Below are 15,202 nucleotides of genomic sequence, written 5' to 3' on the forward strand. Positions count from 1 at the left end.
TGTCATTTCTGCGGAAGCGGGAATCCAGTAATTTTGTCATACCGCGACTTGATCGCGGTATCCAGAAAAAATTTTAAAAAAATTGGATCCCGTGGTCTCAAGCCACGGGATGACAAAATAAATGATTATAAATATAGCAAGAAAAAATATGTTATTATCAAAATATTTTTTACCTGTGTTAAAGGAAGAGCCAAGTGAAGCTCAAGTAACTTCGCATAAATTAATGCTTAGAAGTGGAATGATTAGGCAGCAAGCAGCAGGGATTTATACTTGGCTTCCGCTTGGCTTAAAAGTATTGAAGAATATCGAGAATATAGTACGCTTAAATATGAATAAAGCGGGAGCTTTGGAAATTCTAATGCCTTGCATTCAGCCGGCACATTTATGGATGGAATCGGGACGTTTTGATAATTACGGTAAAGAAATGCTGAAATTTCAAGATCGCCACGATAATACTTTGCTATTCAGTCCTACTAACGAAGATATGATTACGGATATTTTTCGTCATAATATTAAGTCATATAAGGATTTGCCGAAAAATCTTTATCATATCCAATGGAAATTTCGTGATGAGATTAGACCTCGTTTTGGTGTTATGAGAGGACGAGAGTTTTTAATGAAAGATGCTTATTCTTTTGATATAAATGAAGAAAATGCCGTTAAAACCTATAATCAAATGTATAAGGCTTATATCAATGCTTTCAGGGATTTAGGCGTGTTTGCGATCCCTGTTATTGCCGATAACGGTCCGATCGGTGGCAATTTAAGCCATGAGTTTCATATAATCGCTGAAACTGGTGAAAGTACTATTTATTACGATAAAAAATTTAAGACATTAAAAGATAATCCTGATATCGATGTAGAGGAAATTAAAAGTTGGTACGCGGCAGCTGAAGAAAAACATGAAGTAAATAAATTACCTATATCTGAACAAGAAATAACGAGCAGTAAAGGAATAGAAGTTGGGCATATTTTTTATATAGGCTCAAAATATTCGGTTAATATGAATGCACTTATTAATGATGAGCATGGTAAACTAACTCCTATAGAAATGAGTTCTTACGGTATAGGCATTTCAAGGTTAGTTGCGGCTATCATAGAAGCAAATTGCGATGAGAAAGGTATCATATGGCCTTCTAGCGTTGCTCCTTTCAAAGTTTCTCTAATTAATTTAAATATTCATGATAGTAAATGCGTAGAGCTTGCGGAAATGGCTTATAAAGAGCTATCAGATAAAAATATAGAAGTGTTATATGACGATACCGAAGCACGTCCAGGCAGTAAATTTGCAACGCATGATCTTATAGGCTCACCTCATCAAATTATAATTGGTCCTAAAAAAGCCGCAAATAATATTGTTGAATTAAAAGATCGTAAAAGTGGTGTTATAGAAGATATTGAGGTAGGTAGTTCTAATGAGTGTATTGTAAAATAAAGAGATATACGTCATTACGAGGAAATTGCATAGCAATTGATGAGGCAATCTCAGGAGTTTGTTATTATTGCATGAGATTGTCACGCAGTCTACGGTTGTTCACAATGACGATTTTGGAGTCATGCAATAAGGCTAATGCCCTATGGGAATGATATAGAAAAAATATTCTTCGTAGACAATGATAGTATCATATGATACTATCATATAATGAATAGTAAACCGTCTTTTCAAATAACTAATAAAATCTTGGAGTTATCACAAGATATTTCTTATGAGCTTGGTATTTTAGCCGGTAGCAAGCTTTACTCTCAACCTATAAAACTTAGAAAAAATAATCAAATTAAAACCATCCATTCTTCTTTAGCAATTGAAGGAAATAGTTTAAGCGTAGAGCAGATAACCGATATAATAAACGGCAAGCGTGTACTCGCACCTGAAAAAGATATTTTAGAAGTAAAAAATGCTATAAAACTATACAATAATCTGACTATATTTAATCCCTTCAAAATTGAATCATTATTAAAAGCACATGAGATATTAATGCAAGGATTAGTAGAAGATAACGGAAAGTGGCGTAAAGGTAATGCCGCTATATTTAAAGGCACAGAGATTATACATTTTGCCCCTACGGCAAGCCGTGTATCTTTATTAATGCAGGATTTATTTGAGTTTATAGCACAAGATAAGAAAATTTCTGGAATAGTTAAAGCTTGTATATTTCATTATGAGTTTGAATTTATCCATCCTTTTTCAGACGGTAACGGACGAATCGGTAGATTATGGCAACAATTATTACTAATGCAAGCTAATAAAATTCTTGAGTATATTTCCGTTGAAAGTTTGATAAGGAATAATCAAAGTGAATATTATAGTGTTTTAAGTAAGTGTGATAAGCTTGGTGAATCGACCTTATTTATCGAGTTTATGCTTGATAAAATAGTTGCAGCATTAAGATTATATAGTAATAATATTACATATGAGGCAAATACGCCTTTATCTAGAATGGAATTTGCTAAGGTTAATTTAATAGATCAATGGTTTTCTAGAAAAGATTATATTACTGTACATAAAAATATTTCTACGGCAACGGCTAGTAGAGATTTGTTATATGGTTTAGAGCGTAAACTTTTAATAAGTAAAGGGGATAAGAATCAAACTTATTATAAGTTTGTGTAGTTTTTAATGTCATTCCCGCTTTCGTGTATGTGTGTTAACTTAAGAGAAGAAAAAACCTCTGATGCCATTCCCGCGAAAGCGGGAATCCAGTACTTTAAAGCTTTTTAAAAGCTCGATTTATCTTGCTTTACCCCTAGATTTCTGCTTTCGCAAGAATAACATCATATCACTGATGCAAAAAGAGATTAACATGAAACATTTTATAAAATATTTGTTTTTTATCGGTCTATATATAGTAGTGACGATAATAGTTGCTTATATGGTTTTGGCTCAAACTATTCCTAACGATGGGCAGTGTCATATGATGGATAGACCGCTTGTTATTCATTACATCTTAGCAGCAATTATTACCGCTTTACCGACACTAATTTTAATATATAGTAAAAAGAAAAAGTAAATATATGATCGGTAAATTAAGCGGTAAAGTTGATTCCCAAGGCGATGATTACGTTATAATTGACGTAAACGGGGTAGGGTACTTAGTCTATGCTTCAGGTAAAACTTTAGGTAAACTTGCTGAAGGGGAGTTTTATAAACTATTTATCGAAACCCATGTTAGAGAGGAACATATTCATCTTTACGGTTTTTTGACTCTAGAAGAGAAGAATTTTTTTAATTTGCTACAATCAGTAAACGGTATAGGTACAAGAATGGCTTTATCTATCTTATCAAGCCTTACGCCTTCGGACATTCAAATTGCTGTAAATAATGAAGATAAAAATATATTTAAAGCAATATCCGGAGTAGGGGCTAAACTTGCTGAACGTGTAGTGCTAGAGCTGAAAGGTAAAGTAGCGAAAATATCAAGCGGTTCAGCTATTATTAAAGATAGCTTAAATATTAAGAATATCACACCCGTTGCAAGTAATGAAGTAATAAAAGCTCTAGTAAATCTAGGATTTTCTAGATTTGAAGCTCAAAACGCCGTTCAAGGCATCATTACCCAAAATCCCGAAATCTCTATTGATGAATTAATCAAAACAGCCCTGAAAAATCGAAATTCAATTTTTAGTTGATAAATTAGCAGTTATTTTATATTAATTTTAATTACTAAAATTAATATAAAATATTTAGAAAAAATACAGGCTGAAGAAATATTAAAAGAGCTAGAGAAAGACCCTGCTACTTTAAGTATTACCGAGGTTAATTTTTGTACCACAATCACCGGTATTTGCAGTTGCTGGATACTCTAAAATTCCTGAAGATGCTTTAAATGGGTGATTTAATGCTTTACAAGGAGACGCTACTATAAAGTACTTAAGCACTGATAGTTTTTCGTGGAGTTTAAAATCAATAAAGTTCTTTGCTGAATTTTTTAAAGATCCGCTATACCGAATTACCGACATTAGTGTTATAAATGCTTTGAATAATGTTAATAAGATAGCTGTTCTTTTAGATACCTTAAGAGTAAACGGAACTATAGAAAATATTAAACTAGCTCATAATTATTTAAGAGATAAGGTAGATATAATTTATTTAAGAAATCTATAAAAACTTTAGTATTGCAAAATACAAATATAAGATTAGACAATGGAATAATAAATAAATTTCTTAAAGAATCTAATATTGAAGCTCTTGATATTTCATCAAATCCTATAACACAAGAAAATTTAATAAAATTACTCGAAGATATAAACGCAACAAAAATAAGCGATTTAGATATCAGTGGGATATTTTTTGATAATAATAATGTTCCTGCCTGATCCTCATTTATTAGAAATACTAAACTTGTCGGATTGAATTGTTCATTAAGTACAGAAGTAAGCGAGGAATCAAAGAAAGCCTTATCGGATGCTATAAAAGAGAATAAAAGCTTAATTGGATGTAATATTTTAGGTTATAAGATATGAATGAAATCTCAAGATAGACAAGCAGTGGACGCACAAATTACAGAAATAACTGATGAAAATAACCTTACTCTAAAAGAGATGTAGCAGAAGTTTTGAAAAATTATTATGAAAATCCTAATATAAAATATTATCAAATGAGATATTTGGTCATTATTTCAAGTTATATAAAGGATTAAATAAAAATTACCTTAAAGAAGAATTACAAAACTTAGGCGTCACGGATACAGAAAAATTTTTTGAAACCGTAGATAAACTTAGAGAAGGGGTACTAGTTTCTGTGAAGAGGGCTAATATAAAAGTCTAAAATAATTTATAGCATAAAACTATTTTTTAGCTATTATTAGTCATTATATTCGATTTAAAATAATGACTAATATATTATTATCACCTGAAAAAAGTGAAAATGATCAAGAATTGCCGATAAGGCCGTCATATTTGCAAGAATTTGTCGGTCAACAGCAGATTAAAGAAAATCTTTCGGTATTTATTAAGGCTGCAAAATCTCGAAATGAGCATCTTGATCATACTTTATTTTACGGTCCGCCCGGGCTTGGTAAAACTACGCTTGCTAAAATTATCTCTAACGAAATCGGCGGTAATTTTAAATCCACCTCCGGTCCTGCTATACTTAAGGTAGCTGATCTTGCTGCTATTCTTACCAATCTTGAAAGGAACGATGTATTATTTATTGATGAAATCCACCGCTTAAATACTGCGGTTGAAGAGGTTTTATATCCTGCTATGGAAGATTTTGAGCTTGATATAATTATCGGTGAAGGATCTGCCGCAAGGTCAGTGAAAATAACCTTGCCGAAATTTACCTTAATCGGTGCTACCACACGCCTCGGGCTGCTTAGTAATCCTTTGCGTGATAGGTTCGGTATTCCTATGCGGCTAAATTTTTATAATACCGAGGAATTGAAGAAAGTTCTAAATAGAGCAAGTAAACTACTTGATATTGATTTGACCGATTCGGGTTCTGAAGAAATAGCTAAACGAAGTAGAGGAACGCCAAGAATTGCATTAAGATTGCTTCGTCGTATAAGAGATTTTGCAGCAGTGGACGGTAAATCAAGAGTAGATAAGGAAATCTCTGATTTTGGGTTAAATCGTTTGGAAGTTGATCGCATAGGACTTGATAGCAATGATTATCGTTATCTAAAATTCATAGCGGATAATTATAACGGCGGTCCTGTCGGCATTGAAACGATCGCAGCTGCCTTGTCTGAACAACGTGACGCACTTGAAGAAACCATAGAGCCTTATCTTATACAGATAGGTTTACTACAAAGAACTCCTAGAGGTAGGGTAATCACGATTGCCGCTTTTGAGCATTTGAAAATGCCTGTACCGAATCAATCACATCATCAATTTAATATTTTTAACGAGCATGAATAACAATAATTTAAATGATAACTACACAGCCACAGATGTTATAAAAAGGCTGATAAAAGATCATGTTAAACCTTACGCAAATAAAATATATTTTTCGATATTTTGTATGGTTGTTGCAGCACTTTGTACGGCAGTGATCGTACATGCGGCTAGACCTATTATTGATAAGGTTTTTTTAACGCATGATAAAAAAATGCTTATAATAATGCCTATAGTGCTTACTGTAACTTTTGTTATAAAAGGAATTTCAGAGTATTATCAGAATTATATAATAAAATTTGTTGGGCAAAGGGTACTAAACGATTTACAGATAAAAATGTATAAGCATTTGTTATTTGCCGATATTTCTTTTATTCACAACCAATCTTCAGGACATTTAATATCTCGTTTTACTAATGATATTTCTTTGATGCGTGGAGCTGTTTCTAACTTACTTGTCGGATGTGCTAAACATTTCCTAACTGTAGTATGTTTAATAGCAACAATGTTTCATTTAGAACCGCTATTATCTTGCGTAGTTTTTCTTGTTTTCCCTTTAGCTGTTTATCCGGTGCAAAGGATGGGTAGAAAGATAAGAAGAATATTTGCACAGTCACAAGAAGAGCTTGGGCATTATACCTCTCGGCTTGATGAAACATTTCAGTCCATTAAGATTATTAAATCTTTTGTAGGCGAAAAAATAGAAAGTAATAGAGCATCGTTGATTATTAATAATATTTTAGAGTTCTACAAAAAAACATCTAAGCTAGATGCGATGGTTTCACCGATTATGGAGGGTTTAAGCGGTTTTGCAGTTGGAGGGATGGTATGGTACGGAGGTAATCTAGTCCTTGAGGGGAAAAGTACGCCAGGGGCTCTTTTTGCTTTTTTGGCTTCTTTTGCAGCGGCTTATAGACCGTTTAAAAGTTTGGTATCGTTAAATATTAATTTACAAGAAGGAATAGCAGCAGCTAAGAGGGTATTTAGTATTTTGGATACCGAGCCTCTTATTAAAGATCATGAAGATGCTAAAGACGTAGATTTATATAATCCACAAATTACTTTTGAAAAACTAGCTTTAAGGTTTGAGAGTAAAATAGCTATAAAATATATAGATTTAAGGCTAGAGCCTCATAAAATTATTGCGTTTGTCGGGCGTTCAGGTAGTGCTAAGACTTCGCTTAGTAATTTATTAGTGCGTTTTTATGATCCAAATGAAGGAAGAATTTTAATTAATAATCATGATATTAAAGATATTAAGCTTACTTCACTTAGAAGTCAGATTTCCTTAGTTACTCAAGATACTCATTTATTTGATACAAGCGTTGCAGAAAATATAGCATACGGTCAGGAAAACGCTACAAGAGAAGAAATAATTAGAGCAGCAAAATATGCCGATGCTCATGAGTTTATTATGCATCTGCCGAACGGTTACGACACGCAGATAGGGGGGCAGGGGACGACTCTTTCAGGCGGTCAGCGTCAGCGTTTATCTATTGCTAGAGCTTTCTTAAAAGATGCCCCTATTTTAATTTGGGATGAAGCAACAAGCAGCTTAGACCAAGCTTCCGAACAGAAAATTCTAGAATCGTTAAAGAAATTACGCCAAGGAAAAACCACTTTAATTATTACGCATCGTTTAAGTAGTATTACCGATCTTGATAATATTATCGTCATGAAAAACGGTGAGATTTGTGAACAAGGAACTCATACACAATTGCTTAAGAATAAAGATGAATATTATAGGTTGTATAATAAGGAGTTAAGAGAAAATGGTTGATTTATAAAGTAAATAGCTTATATTTCTTAATTTTATTAATTATTATTGCAACACTAATATTTTCGTCATTGCGAGGAAATTATGTAAGTAATTGACGAAGCAATCTCAGGATGCTTGACAAGATTGTCACGTCGGGACTATGTCCCTCCTCGCAATGATGATTTAATGAAATATCACAATGCTCATTACCAAGATTTTTAAAGACTATCGATTATTTGAAATATTTATTTTAGGAATAGTTAGCGGTATGCCGCTGGTTATAATTTTTTCTACTCTTGCGGTATGGTTAAAAGAATCCGGTATAGATATCGCCGTTATTACTACTTTTGCGGTTGCAAGGTTATCATATTCGTTAAAAGTATTTTGGTCGCCTCTAGTCGACAATTTTAAAATACCTTTTTTAAGTAGGTGGGGACATCGCAAAAGCTGGCTTATATTATGTAGCTCTTTAATGGCTTTAGTACTAATTGCTATGAGCAAGGAAAATCCTGAAGTTTCTTTAACTTCTTTATATTTTTTGACTATATTATTAGGTTTTTTATCTAGCACGTTTGATATTGCCGTTGATGCGTTGCGTATAAATAAGTTTGATCAAGAAACACAAAGCATAGCTAGTGCAACCGCAGTATTCGGTTATCGAATCGGTATGCTTATTACAGGGGCAGGTGCTTTGTACCTTGCAGAAATAACTGGAAATAATTGGCAACTAACTTTCTGTGTTATAGCTATAATATTTGTCGTTGCAACGATATTTATAATAACCGTAAACGAAAAAGAATTAGTAAGAGAAAAAATTAATATTATTTCTATTACTTCATGGATTTCTACAGTAATTAATCCTTTCAAGGATTTTTTCAAAAGAGAATTTGCCACAACTATTTTACTTGCGGTAATATTTTTTAAATTAGGCGATGCTATGCTTGGAGCGGTTGCCTCACCTTTTTATATAGAGCTTGGTTATACAAAAGGCGAAATAGCAGTAATAGCTAAACTTTATGGACTGATTGCAACCTTAGTCGGCGGTTTTGTCGGTGGTATTGTAATGTATAGGGTGGGGAATTTTAAAGGTTTGATTATTACCGGTATTGCCCAAAGCTTAACGCATTTTGTATTTATTTGGCTTAATCATCAGCCTCCTTCTTTTGAAGCTTTATTAATTGCTATTACTATAGAGAATTTTGCTGCCGCTATGGGTGCTACTGCTTTAGTCGGATATATAGGTAATTTATGTAATAAAAAATATTCCGCAACACAATATGCTTTACTTAGTAGTGCTAGTAGTTTATGTAACAATACTGTCACTATTTATGCTGGAAAACTCGTAAATATGATGGGCTGGGACGTTTTTTTCATCTTTACTATAATTTTAGCCTTGCCTGCTTTGTTTATATTAATGTATCTTAATAAAAAGGTTAATGTGTAGTAAGTATTATTTTCATCGTCATTGCGAGCGACCGTAGTAGGAAGGGTGACAATCTAGGAAAATAATAAAAAAATGCTATACATTTTTTACTGGATTGCTTCGTCAAAATTTTCAATTTTGTCTCGCAATGACGAAAAATCACACTTGATTTAATTTGAATAATATTTTATTTATTTAAAATGTTTAGGAAATTTTTATTACCTTATATTTTTGTCGTAACATTTTTCTTTGCTCCTATAAGCGAAGCAACAAAAGCCGTAAAAAATACTCCTAAACCTCCTGTTCAAACTAGTTTAGTCATTGATGCAAAAAGCGGTAAAGTGTTGCAGGCCCATAATTCACAAATTCGGATTTACCCCGCTTCTTTAACTAAGCTAATGACTCTATACTTAATGTTTGAAGCAATTGAAGCCGGTAAGTTACCTTTAGATAAAAAATTACTTGTATCAGCAAAAGCTTCAAAAATGCCGCCTTGTAAGCTGGGTTTAAAAGCAGGGGAAACTATAACCGTTCGAGAGGCAATTAATGGATTAATTATAAAATCTGCTAATGATGCTGCTGTAACGGTTGCTGAGGGCATGAAAGGTTCAGAGAAAGCTTTTGCTCATTTAATGAATGTTAAAGCTAAACAGCTCGGTATGAAGAATACCTATTTTAAAAATGCTTCAGGTTGGCATGACCCATTGCAGCAAACTACCGCAAGAGATATGGCTAAACTTGCTATGGCTTTGAAGAGAGATTATCCTAAATTTTATCCGTTATTTGCTAAAACCAGCTTTGTATTTCGTGGAAACGTAGTAAACGGACATAATAGGGTTACTAAAAATTATCAAGGTGCAGAAGGGATGAAAACAGGTTTTCATACACCGGCAGGTTATAATTTAGTAACTACTGCTTCTAGGAACGGTAAATCATTGATTGCCGTTGTTACAGGCGGCAAAAGTGCCGCATCTCGTGATCAAAAGATGATGGGGCTACTAGATCAGCATTTTAATATTAAGCCTATAGTCCCTAAACCTTCAATCAAGCTTGCCTCTAATAATAAATCTACTACAAAAGCTAAATCAAAAATAATAAAGAAAAAGAATATACGTAGTTGATATGTATCGTCATTACGAGACCACAAAGTGGTCGTGGCAATCTCATGAGGTAATACAAAAACTCTTGAGATTGCTTCGTCGAAATTTAAGTTGCTCCTCGCAATGACGTTAAAAATCGAGCCATGCAACAATGCCTACGACTACTGACGATTTAATATTCACACATCTTTTAAGGATTTACTACCAATTTATACTTTAAATTTACAAGTTTTATATGACAATTAACGCTACATTTATTGTTTTTTGTAACTTTAGTAGATGAAGATTTTTGAGAGTTTTTAGCTAAAGTTTTACTTTGTGGTTTTTTTAGATTAATATTTTTTAGAAATTTCTCAGTTTCATTAGGTAAATATTCTATTTGTACTTTAGTTATACCTTGATTTTTAAATGCTAAAATTTCAGCCGCTTTTTGAGAAACATCTATTATACGATTTTTCTTAAAAGGACCTCTATCATTAACCATTAAAATTACTGCTTTATTATTGGCTTTGTTGGTAACTTTAACTAAGCAAGGGAGCGGAAGAGTTTTATGTGCAGCAGTTAATAAATTTCTATTAAATCTATCGCCGTTAGCTGTTTTTTTACCGTGAAAACCGTCTTTACGTCCACCGTACCATGAGGCATAACCTGTTTCGGTAAAAGATTTAGGGTTGTGAGGTTTGTAAGTCTTTCCTTTTATTTTATAATTTTTACCGACTTTATAATGTCCTTTATAAGTTAGATTATGAGGATCATCTTTTGATAATTCTTTGTAAGAATATTTGTGGGAATAAGGTAATCTTTTTGAGGTATTACAACCGCTTAGACCAAAACAAAAAATTAACAAAAGTAATAAACCCTTGGCATAACTTGCTCCTAAAGGTAATTTGTATACCTTTGATACTTCAAGATTTGGTACGTCAAATTTCGGGATTCGCCTGTGTTCACGTATTTTTATACGCTGTGTAGGCTCACCACTTATTTGATTTCCAACTTTTGAAATATCTGCGGTATACGTCAATCCGGTACTCGCATCCTCACGTACTAAAGTGTACGCTGCGGTGCTACGTGCCGTGTTTCCTTCAAATTTCTCTTTATTAGCTTCGTTCTGCAAGAGGTCTAATTTGAATTTATGATTCTTCACTATTATCATTATTTGTGTTAAAGGTATTCATTATTTTAGCGTAACACACAACTTTTTCAACGCCTTTTATTTTTGATGCAATAGAAGCAAGCTTTTTTAGCTCTTCTTCTGATCTTGCAACTCCAAATAAATAAACAATATTATCTATAGTTAGAATAGTATAATTAGCAAATTTAATGTCTTTTCTGACTAAATTTTTAGCTTTAATTTGCGTGGTTATCATACTATCTTTAGTATATTGGGCTAAGTCAAAATGATTACTGTTTTTATTTACTTTCAACTCATTAATAACTTCTTTTACGCTTTTTTGATTCCAAGCAATTTCTACGGCTTTTAACGCATCAGATTCTTTTTGAATATTTCCTGTTAATAATACTCTTCCTTGTGATACTTCAACCTTTATTTTAGTACCTAAATCTCTAAAATTATTTTTTACTAAATCAGCTTTAATGCTGGCAGCAATCCTTGAATCATTTAATGTTTCAGACATTGGTTGATCTTTTGAAGCAACAATGCCGGTAGTGGTTGCTGCGGTAAAAATAGCAGGTAAACAAGCAGATAGACTAAAAGAAAGAGCTATAAAAATTAGAACTTGTAATATCATAACAATAGTACCCTACGATTTTTAAAAAGTCATCAGTGTTATCTCTGTGAAAGCAGAGGGATCCAGTGCTTTTCTGTATATTAGTATTTTAAATTGTTTGTATGGACCCCGTGGTCAAGCCACGGGGTGACACAGTGGATTTGACCGGTCCATGCAACAAAGCCTACGCGGTAATGACATAAAGTAAAAATAGTAATGTATTATATATCATATCTTACTATCCGGTAATTTATTCTTTAATAAAAGAGGTAATTGCAGTAAAATAAATATAACAGTAATAGGTATTACACCGAATACTTTGAATTTTACCCATGTTTCATCTGAGAAATTACGCCAAACTACTTCATTAACTACAGCCATAAAAAAGAAAAAAGCCGCTGTTCTATAGCTTAAGGTTATCCAGCTTTCTTCTTTAAGACGTACTATACTCTCTAAAGCATATTTGATAAAAGGATTTTTTCTTATACCGCTCATGAGAAATATTATTCCAAAAATAACATATAATATAGTAGGTTTGATTTTTATATACATTGAATTGCCGCTAATTAAAGTAATGCTTCCCGAAACTAATAAAACAGTCGTAGAAATAATAGAAAGCTTGGATACTTTCTTATCTATAACATAACAAAGGGTAATACAAATAACAGAGGTAATAAGCATATAAAGAGTAGCGTGTTGTATACCGCCTCCATAAAAAAAGCCTGCAAAAAATGCTATTACCGGACCAATTTCTGATAAAAGTTTTAACATATTTAATGGTTCTCTTTGATAAAATTAATTTGATTCATTTTTTTGTACTGATATTAAGTTATTTTTGGAATGTCTTAATTTTATTTGTATGACAATATTTATCAGTAATATAGTAGTAAAATAAGCCAGTACTTGTAGCCCGTTAGGTCTTGCAATATAACCGGTAACAATATGTAAGATTTTACCTATCATACTTCTATCTGCTATTAACCATGAACTATCCCAAAGTTGATCGGATAAAAACATAACTAGACCGGAAGAGGTTAAAATACCTGCAGCACTTGCTGCAAATCCGCCTGCTATTAGCATTAATAATACGGTAGAGATTTTAAAAATATATTTTTGATTAGCAATCTTAATGAAACCGAAATATATTACTAAACCAAGTAAGAAGCCACTTGTAGCACCTATTATCACTCCTTGCAGGTAAATACTGCTTGATATTGTTTCAACTGAAGATATGCTATATACTAAAATAATAATTTCTGCACCTTCTCGTAAGATAGTAGTGGCAACTAAAAAAACCAACATGAAATAACTGGCATTACCTTCATGAATTTTTACTGATAAGTCGTTTATATGTTGCTTTACTTTTATACCGTAACCTTGCATCCATATTATTGTCCAGCTAATCAGAATTGTTATTAGGATCATAATTCCGGAATCGAATAACTCGTCGCCTATTCCGCCAAAAGATAAAGATAATTTACGTGTAAAAAATGCAAAAATTGAAGCAAATACTACTCCAAGCATTACTCCAGCAATAATATAAAGACGAGATTTTTCTATTTGTTTTGTTACGACGAGTATTACACCAAGTAATAAGGATATTTCTAAACATTCACGAAACACTACTAAAGCAATTTTAAACATATTTTTTATCTAATCATTAACAATTATAAAACCCTGAGCCGTATCTTGATGAAAATCTCCAAAAAATTCATATTTTCCGGACTTGAGAGGTGCAAGTATAATATGTATGGACTCATTTGGCATAACTATTTTTTCACGATGTAAATCATGACTTTCAAACTCTTCTACCGTATCATCTTCATTATGAACAATTAACCTTATCTTAGTCGATTTTGGTACTTCAACTATATTCGGAACAAATTTATGATCTTGTATAGCTATCTTTACTTCTAATATATTATCGTTTGTTTTATTATCGGAACTCTTACTTGTAGAGATATAAATAATTACTGCTAACAATATTAAACCTACTAATATAATAATATTTTTGTTTTTTTTAATAATGTCCATACTCCTAGCGTAATTGAAGTTTAAAGTAAGATGCTTATATACTTTATATACTCGTTTAATTTGAGTGTTAAATTTTTAATAATTACAAAATTTATCCTGCAATTTTTATTAATGCTATAAGATATACAATTATTATCATTATGACAAGGATAGATAATAAAATATAATTTTTTTGTCTTTGAATTTTATTTTGTTTCATATTTATTTAATTTTGTTTAAAGTCTCCTAGTTCAAGCAAAAGATATTCATTTATCGGTAACGATTCATGAGAAATAATTTTATTTATGTTAGAACCTAAAGTTTTAAATGTTTTGCCTTCAGCAATAACACTGCGTGTTCCAACCGTTACTTTACCTTGCAAGGCGTAAGAAAAAATTAAAGGATATGTAATATCGCCGATTTTCATATCTATTTGTTGTCCTTTTGCTTTTGAATCATATAGTATTTTACCGTTTGATAAGCGAGTAATTTTAGCATTAAAGCTTACTTTTTCACCACATAATAAAGGAACACGATAAGCTATCTCATCGTCATAAATTTTCACTTCATTACTTTTAACAAAATTTTGCGGTAATATGGATTTTAAAATTACATTAACTTTATAATTATAAGCATCATCGAAGATAATATTATTACTATTATTAACGGCATATTTTGCCGGAATAATAGCTTCTCGTGCTTCTCCTACCATCATACCGATTATTACATTATCTAAGCCAAGCATTATAGGAGCAGAGCCTAAAGTAAAAGTCTTAGTATCTTCAGATATTAAAGTATTGTTCATATCTGATATTTGATACAATACGGTAACTACATGTCCGCAAGAAGCGGGACCGACATTACCGCTACCGAGCGTATTAATTTTGAACAGTGTTTTTACTAAATCCTTACGTACTTCAATAGTGTAATCATTAGGATTGATAGGTCCATTTAACGGTTGTAAAATATTTTCAAAAAATGCTTTCCCTTCTTCGGTTTTAAGAGCATTTATTACTATTTTTGAAACCGTACGTTCAAATAAGTTACCGTTTAATGAAATAGAGGGTTCATTATTTATACTAGTGTGGTTTTTATCGGTAGATGAATTATTTGAAGCCGTTTGCTCTACAGTTGTAGGATTATTGTTGTCGGGAGATATTTTTAACTTTACTATATTGTAAAGTATTAGAATTACAATTATTAAAGATAAAAATTTTTGCATATATATTAATGTTTTAGTATAACAAAGTTTACTATAACAATCAATTACTTAATAATCAAATGAGAATAAAAATAATTTGATTAATAAAAATAATTGATTTAAATTTAGATGCAGAATTTTATA

General features: G+C 32.0%; 17 protein-coding genes and 1 pseudogene. 11 read left to right on the forward strand and 7 right to left on the reverse strand.

Annotation, left to right across the window (positions count from 1 at the left end; translation table 11 throughout):
• Positions 1-148: 148 nt before the first annotated feature.
• The 4 genes from proS (at position 149) to ruvA (ending at position 3,627) form a co-directional block, all read left to right on the forward strand.
• Positions 149-1,435: a proline--tRNA ligase gene (proS, locus tag RMA_RS02915; RefSeq protein ID WP_041404980.1), complete on the forward strand. Its 1,287-nt coding sequence runs from the start codon at positions 149-151 to the stop codon at positions 1,433-1,435.
• Between the two features lie 207 nt (positions 1,436-1,642).
• The gene (locus RMA_RS02920; protein WP_041404637.1) at positions 1,643-2,611 is read left to right on the forward strand and encodes a Fic family protein; all 969 of its coding nucleotides are present in this window, start codon (positions 1,643-1,645) and stop codon (positions 2,609-2,611) included.
• Between the two features lie 190 nt (positions 2,612-2,801).
• Positions 2,802-3,008: a hypothetical protein gene (locus RMA_RS02925; RefSeq protein WP_014365907.1), complete on the forward strand. Its 207-nt coding sequence runs from the start codon at positions 2,802-2,804 to the stop codon at positions 3,006-3,008.
• A gap of 4 nt (positions 3,009-3,012) precedes the next feature.
• The gene (ruvA, locus tag RMA_RS02930) at positions 3,013-3,627 is read left to right on the forward strand and encodes a Holliday junction branch migration protein RuvA (protein WP_014365906.1); all 615 of its coding nucleotides are present in this window, start codon (positions 3,013-3,015) and stop codon (positions 3,625-3,627) included.
• A 111-nt stretch (positions 3,628-3,738) separates the two neighbouring features.
• On the opposite strand, the gene RMA_RS02935 is transcribed toward ruvA, so the two are convergent.
• The gene (locus RMA_RS02935) at positions 3,739-3,957 is read right to left on the reverse strand and encodes a hypothetical protein (RefSeq protein ID WP_238375557.1); all 219 of its coding nucleotides are present in this window, start codon (positions 3,955-3,957) and stop codon (positions 3,739-3,741) included.
• Positions 3,958-3,973: 16 nt separating this feature from the next.
• On the opposite strand from RMA_RS02935, the gene RMA_RS11670 reads away from it, so the two are divergent.
• From RMA_RS11670 to RMA_RS02965, 7 genes and pseudogenes are all read left to right on the forward strand, one after another.
• The gene (locus RMA_RS11670; RefSeq protein WP_274377927.1) at positions 3,974-4,102 is read left to right on the forward strand and encodes a hypothetical protein; all 129 of its coding nucleotides are present in this window, start codon (positions 3,974-3,976) and stop codon (positions 4,100-4,102) included.
• An 11-nt stretch (positions 4,103-4,113) separates the two neighbouring features.
• Positions 4,114-4,314: a hypothetical protein gene (locus RMA_RS02940; RefSeq protein ID WP_041404638.1), complete on the forward strand. Its 201-nt coding sequence runs from the start codon at positions 4,114-4,116 to the stop codon at positions 4,312-4,314.
• Positions 4,315-4,461: 147 nt separating this feature from the next.
• Positions 4,462-4,752 (forward strand): annotated as a pseudogene (locus RMA_RS11940) (hypothetical protein).
• Positions 4,753-4,827: 75 nt separating this feature from the next.
• Positions 4,828-5,859, forward strand: coding sequence for a Holliday junction branch migration DNA helicase RuvB (gene ruvB, locus RMA_RS02950; RefSeq protein ID WP_041404639.1), 1,032 nt, complete (start codon positions 4,828-4,830; stop codon positions 5,857-5,859).
• Positions 5,852-7,615, forward strand: a complete 1,764-nt coding sequence (locus RMA_RS02955) for an ABC transporter ATP-binding protein (protein ID WP_041404640.1) — start codon at positions 5,852-5,854, stop codon at positions 7,613-7,615. Before ruvB ends, RMA_RS02955 begins: the two co-directional genes overlap by 8 nt.
• A gap of 178 nt (positions 7,616-7,793) precedes the next feature.
• Positions 7,794-9,038 carry an AmpG family muropeptide MFS transporter gene (locus RMA_RS02960; protein WP_041404641.1) on the forward strand — a complete coding sequence of 415 codons (1,245 nt, stop codon included), beginning with the start codon at positions 7,794-7,796 and terminating at the stop codon, positions 9,036-9,038.
• A 179-nt stretch (positions 9,039-9,217) separates the two neighbouring features.
• Positions 9,218-10,138, forward strand: a complete 921-nt coding sequence (locus tag RMA_RS02965; RefSeq protein WP_041404642.1) for a D-alanyl-D-alanine carboxypeptidase family protein — start codon at positions 9,218-9,220, stop codon at positions 10,136-10,138.
• Positions 10,139-10,307: 169 nt separating this feature from the next.
• Here RMA_RS02965 and RMA_RS02970 read toward each other — a convergent pair whose 3' ends face one another.
• The 6 genes from RMA_RS02970 to RMA_RS02995 form a co-directional block, all read right to left on the reverse strand.
• On the reverse strand, positions 10,308-11,270 hold the full coding sequence (locus RMA_RS02970) for a septal ring lytic transglycosylase RlpA family protein (protein WP_041404643.1): 963 nt from the start codon (positions 11,268-11,270) through the stop codon (positions 10,308-10,310).
• Positions 11,248-11,865 carry a BON domain-containing protein gene (locus tag RMA_RS02975; protein WP_041404644.1) on the reverse strand — a complete coding sequence of 206 codons (618 nt, stop codon included), beginning with the start codon at positions 11,863-11,865 and terminating at the stop codon, positions 11,248-11,250. The genes RMA_RS02970 and RMA_RS02975 overlap by 23 nt, the downstream gene beginning before the upstream one ends.
• A 207-nt stretch (positions 11,866-12,072) precedes the next feature.
• Entirely contained in the window at positions 12,073-12,615 is a 543-nt protein-coding gene (locus tag RMA_RS02980; RefSeq protein WP_012152724.1) for a septation protein A, read from the reverse strand.
• 24 nt (positions 12,616-12,639) lie between these two features.
• Positions 12,640-13,488, reverse strand: a complete 849-nt coding sequence (locus RMA_RS02985; protein ID WP_014365896.1) for an FTR1 family protein — start codon at positions 13,486-13,488, stop codon at positions 12,640-12,642.
• A gap of 9 nt (positions 13,489-13,497) precedes the next feature.
• Complete coding sequence (locus tag RMA_RS02990; RefSeq protein ID WP_041404645.1) at positions 13,498-13,878, reverse strand: cupredoxin domain-containing protein; 381 nt, start codon at positions 13,876-13,878, stop codon at positions 13,498-13,500.
• Between the two features lie 205 nt (positions 13,879-14,083).
• A complete protein-coding gene (locus tag RMA_RS02995; RefSeq protein WP_041404646.1) occupies positions 14,084-15,079 on the reverse strand; it encodes an FKBP-type peptidyl-prolyl cis-trans isomerase in 996 nt (331 codons plus the stop codon).
• Positions 15,080-15,202: the final 123 nt, after the last annotated feature.

The organism is Rickettsia massiliae MTU5 (genome assembly GCF_000016625.1).
Lineage (GTDB): Bacteria > Pseudomonadota > Alphaproteobacteria > Rickettsiales > Rickettsiaceae > Rickettsia > Rickettsia rickettsii.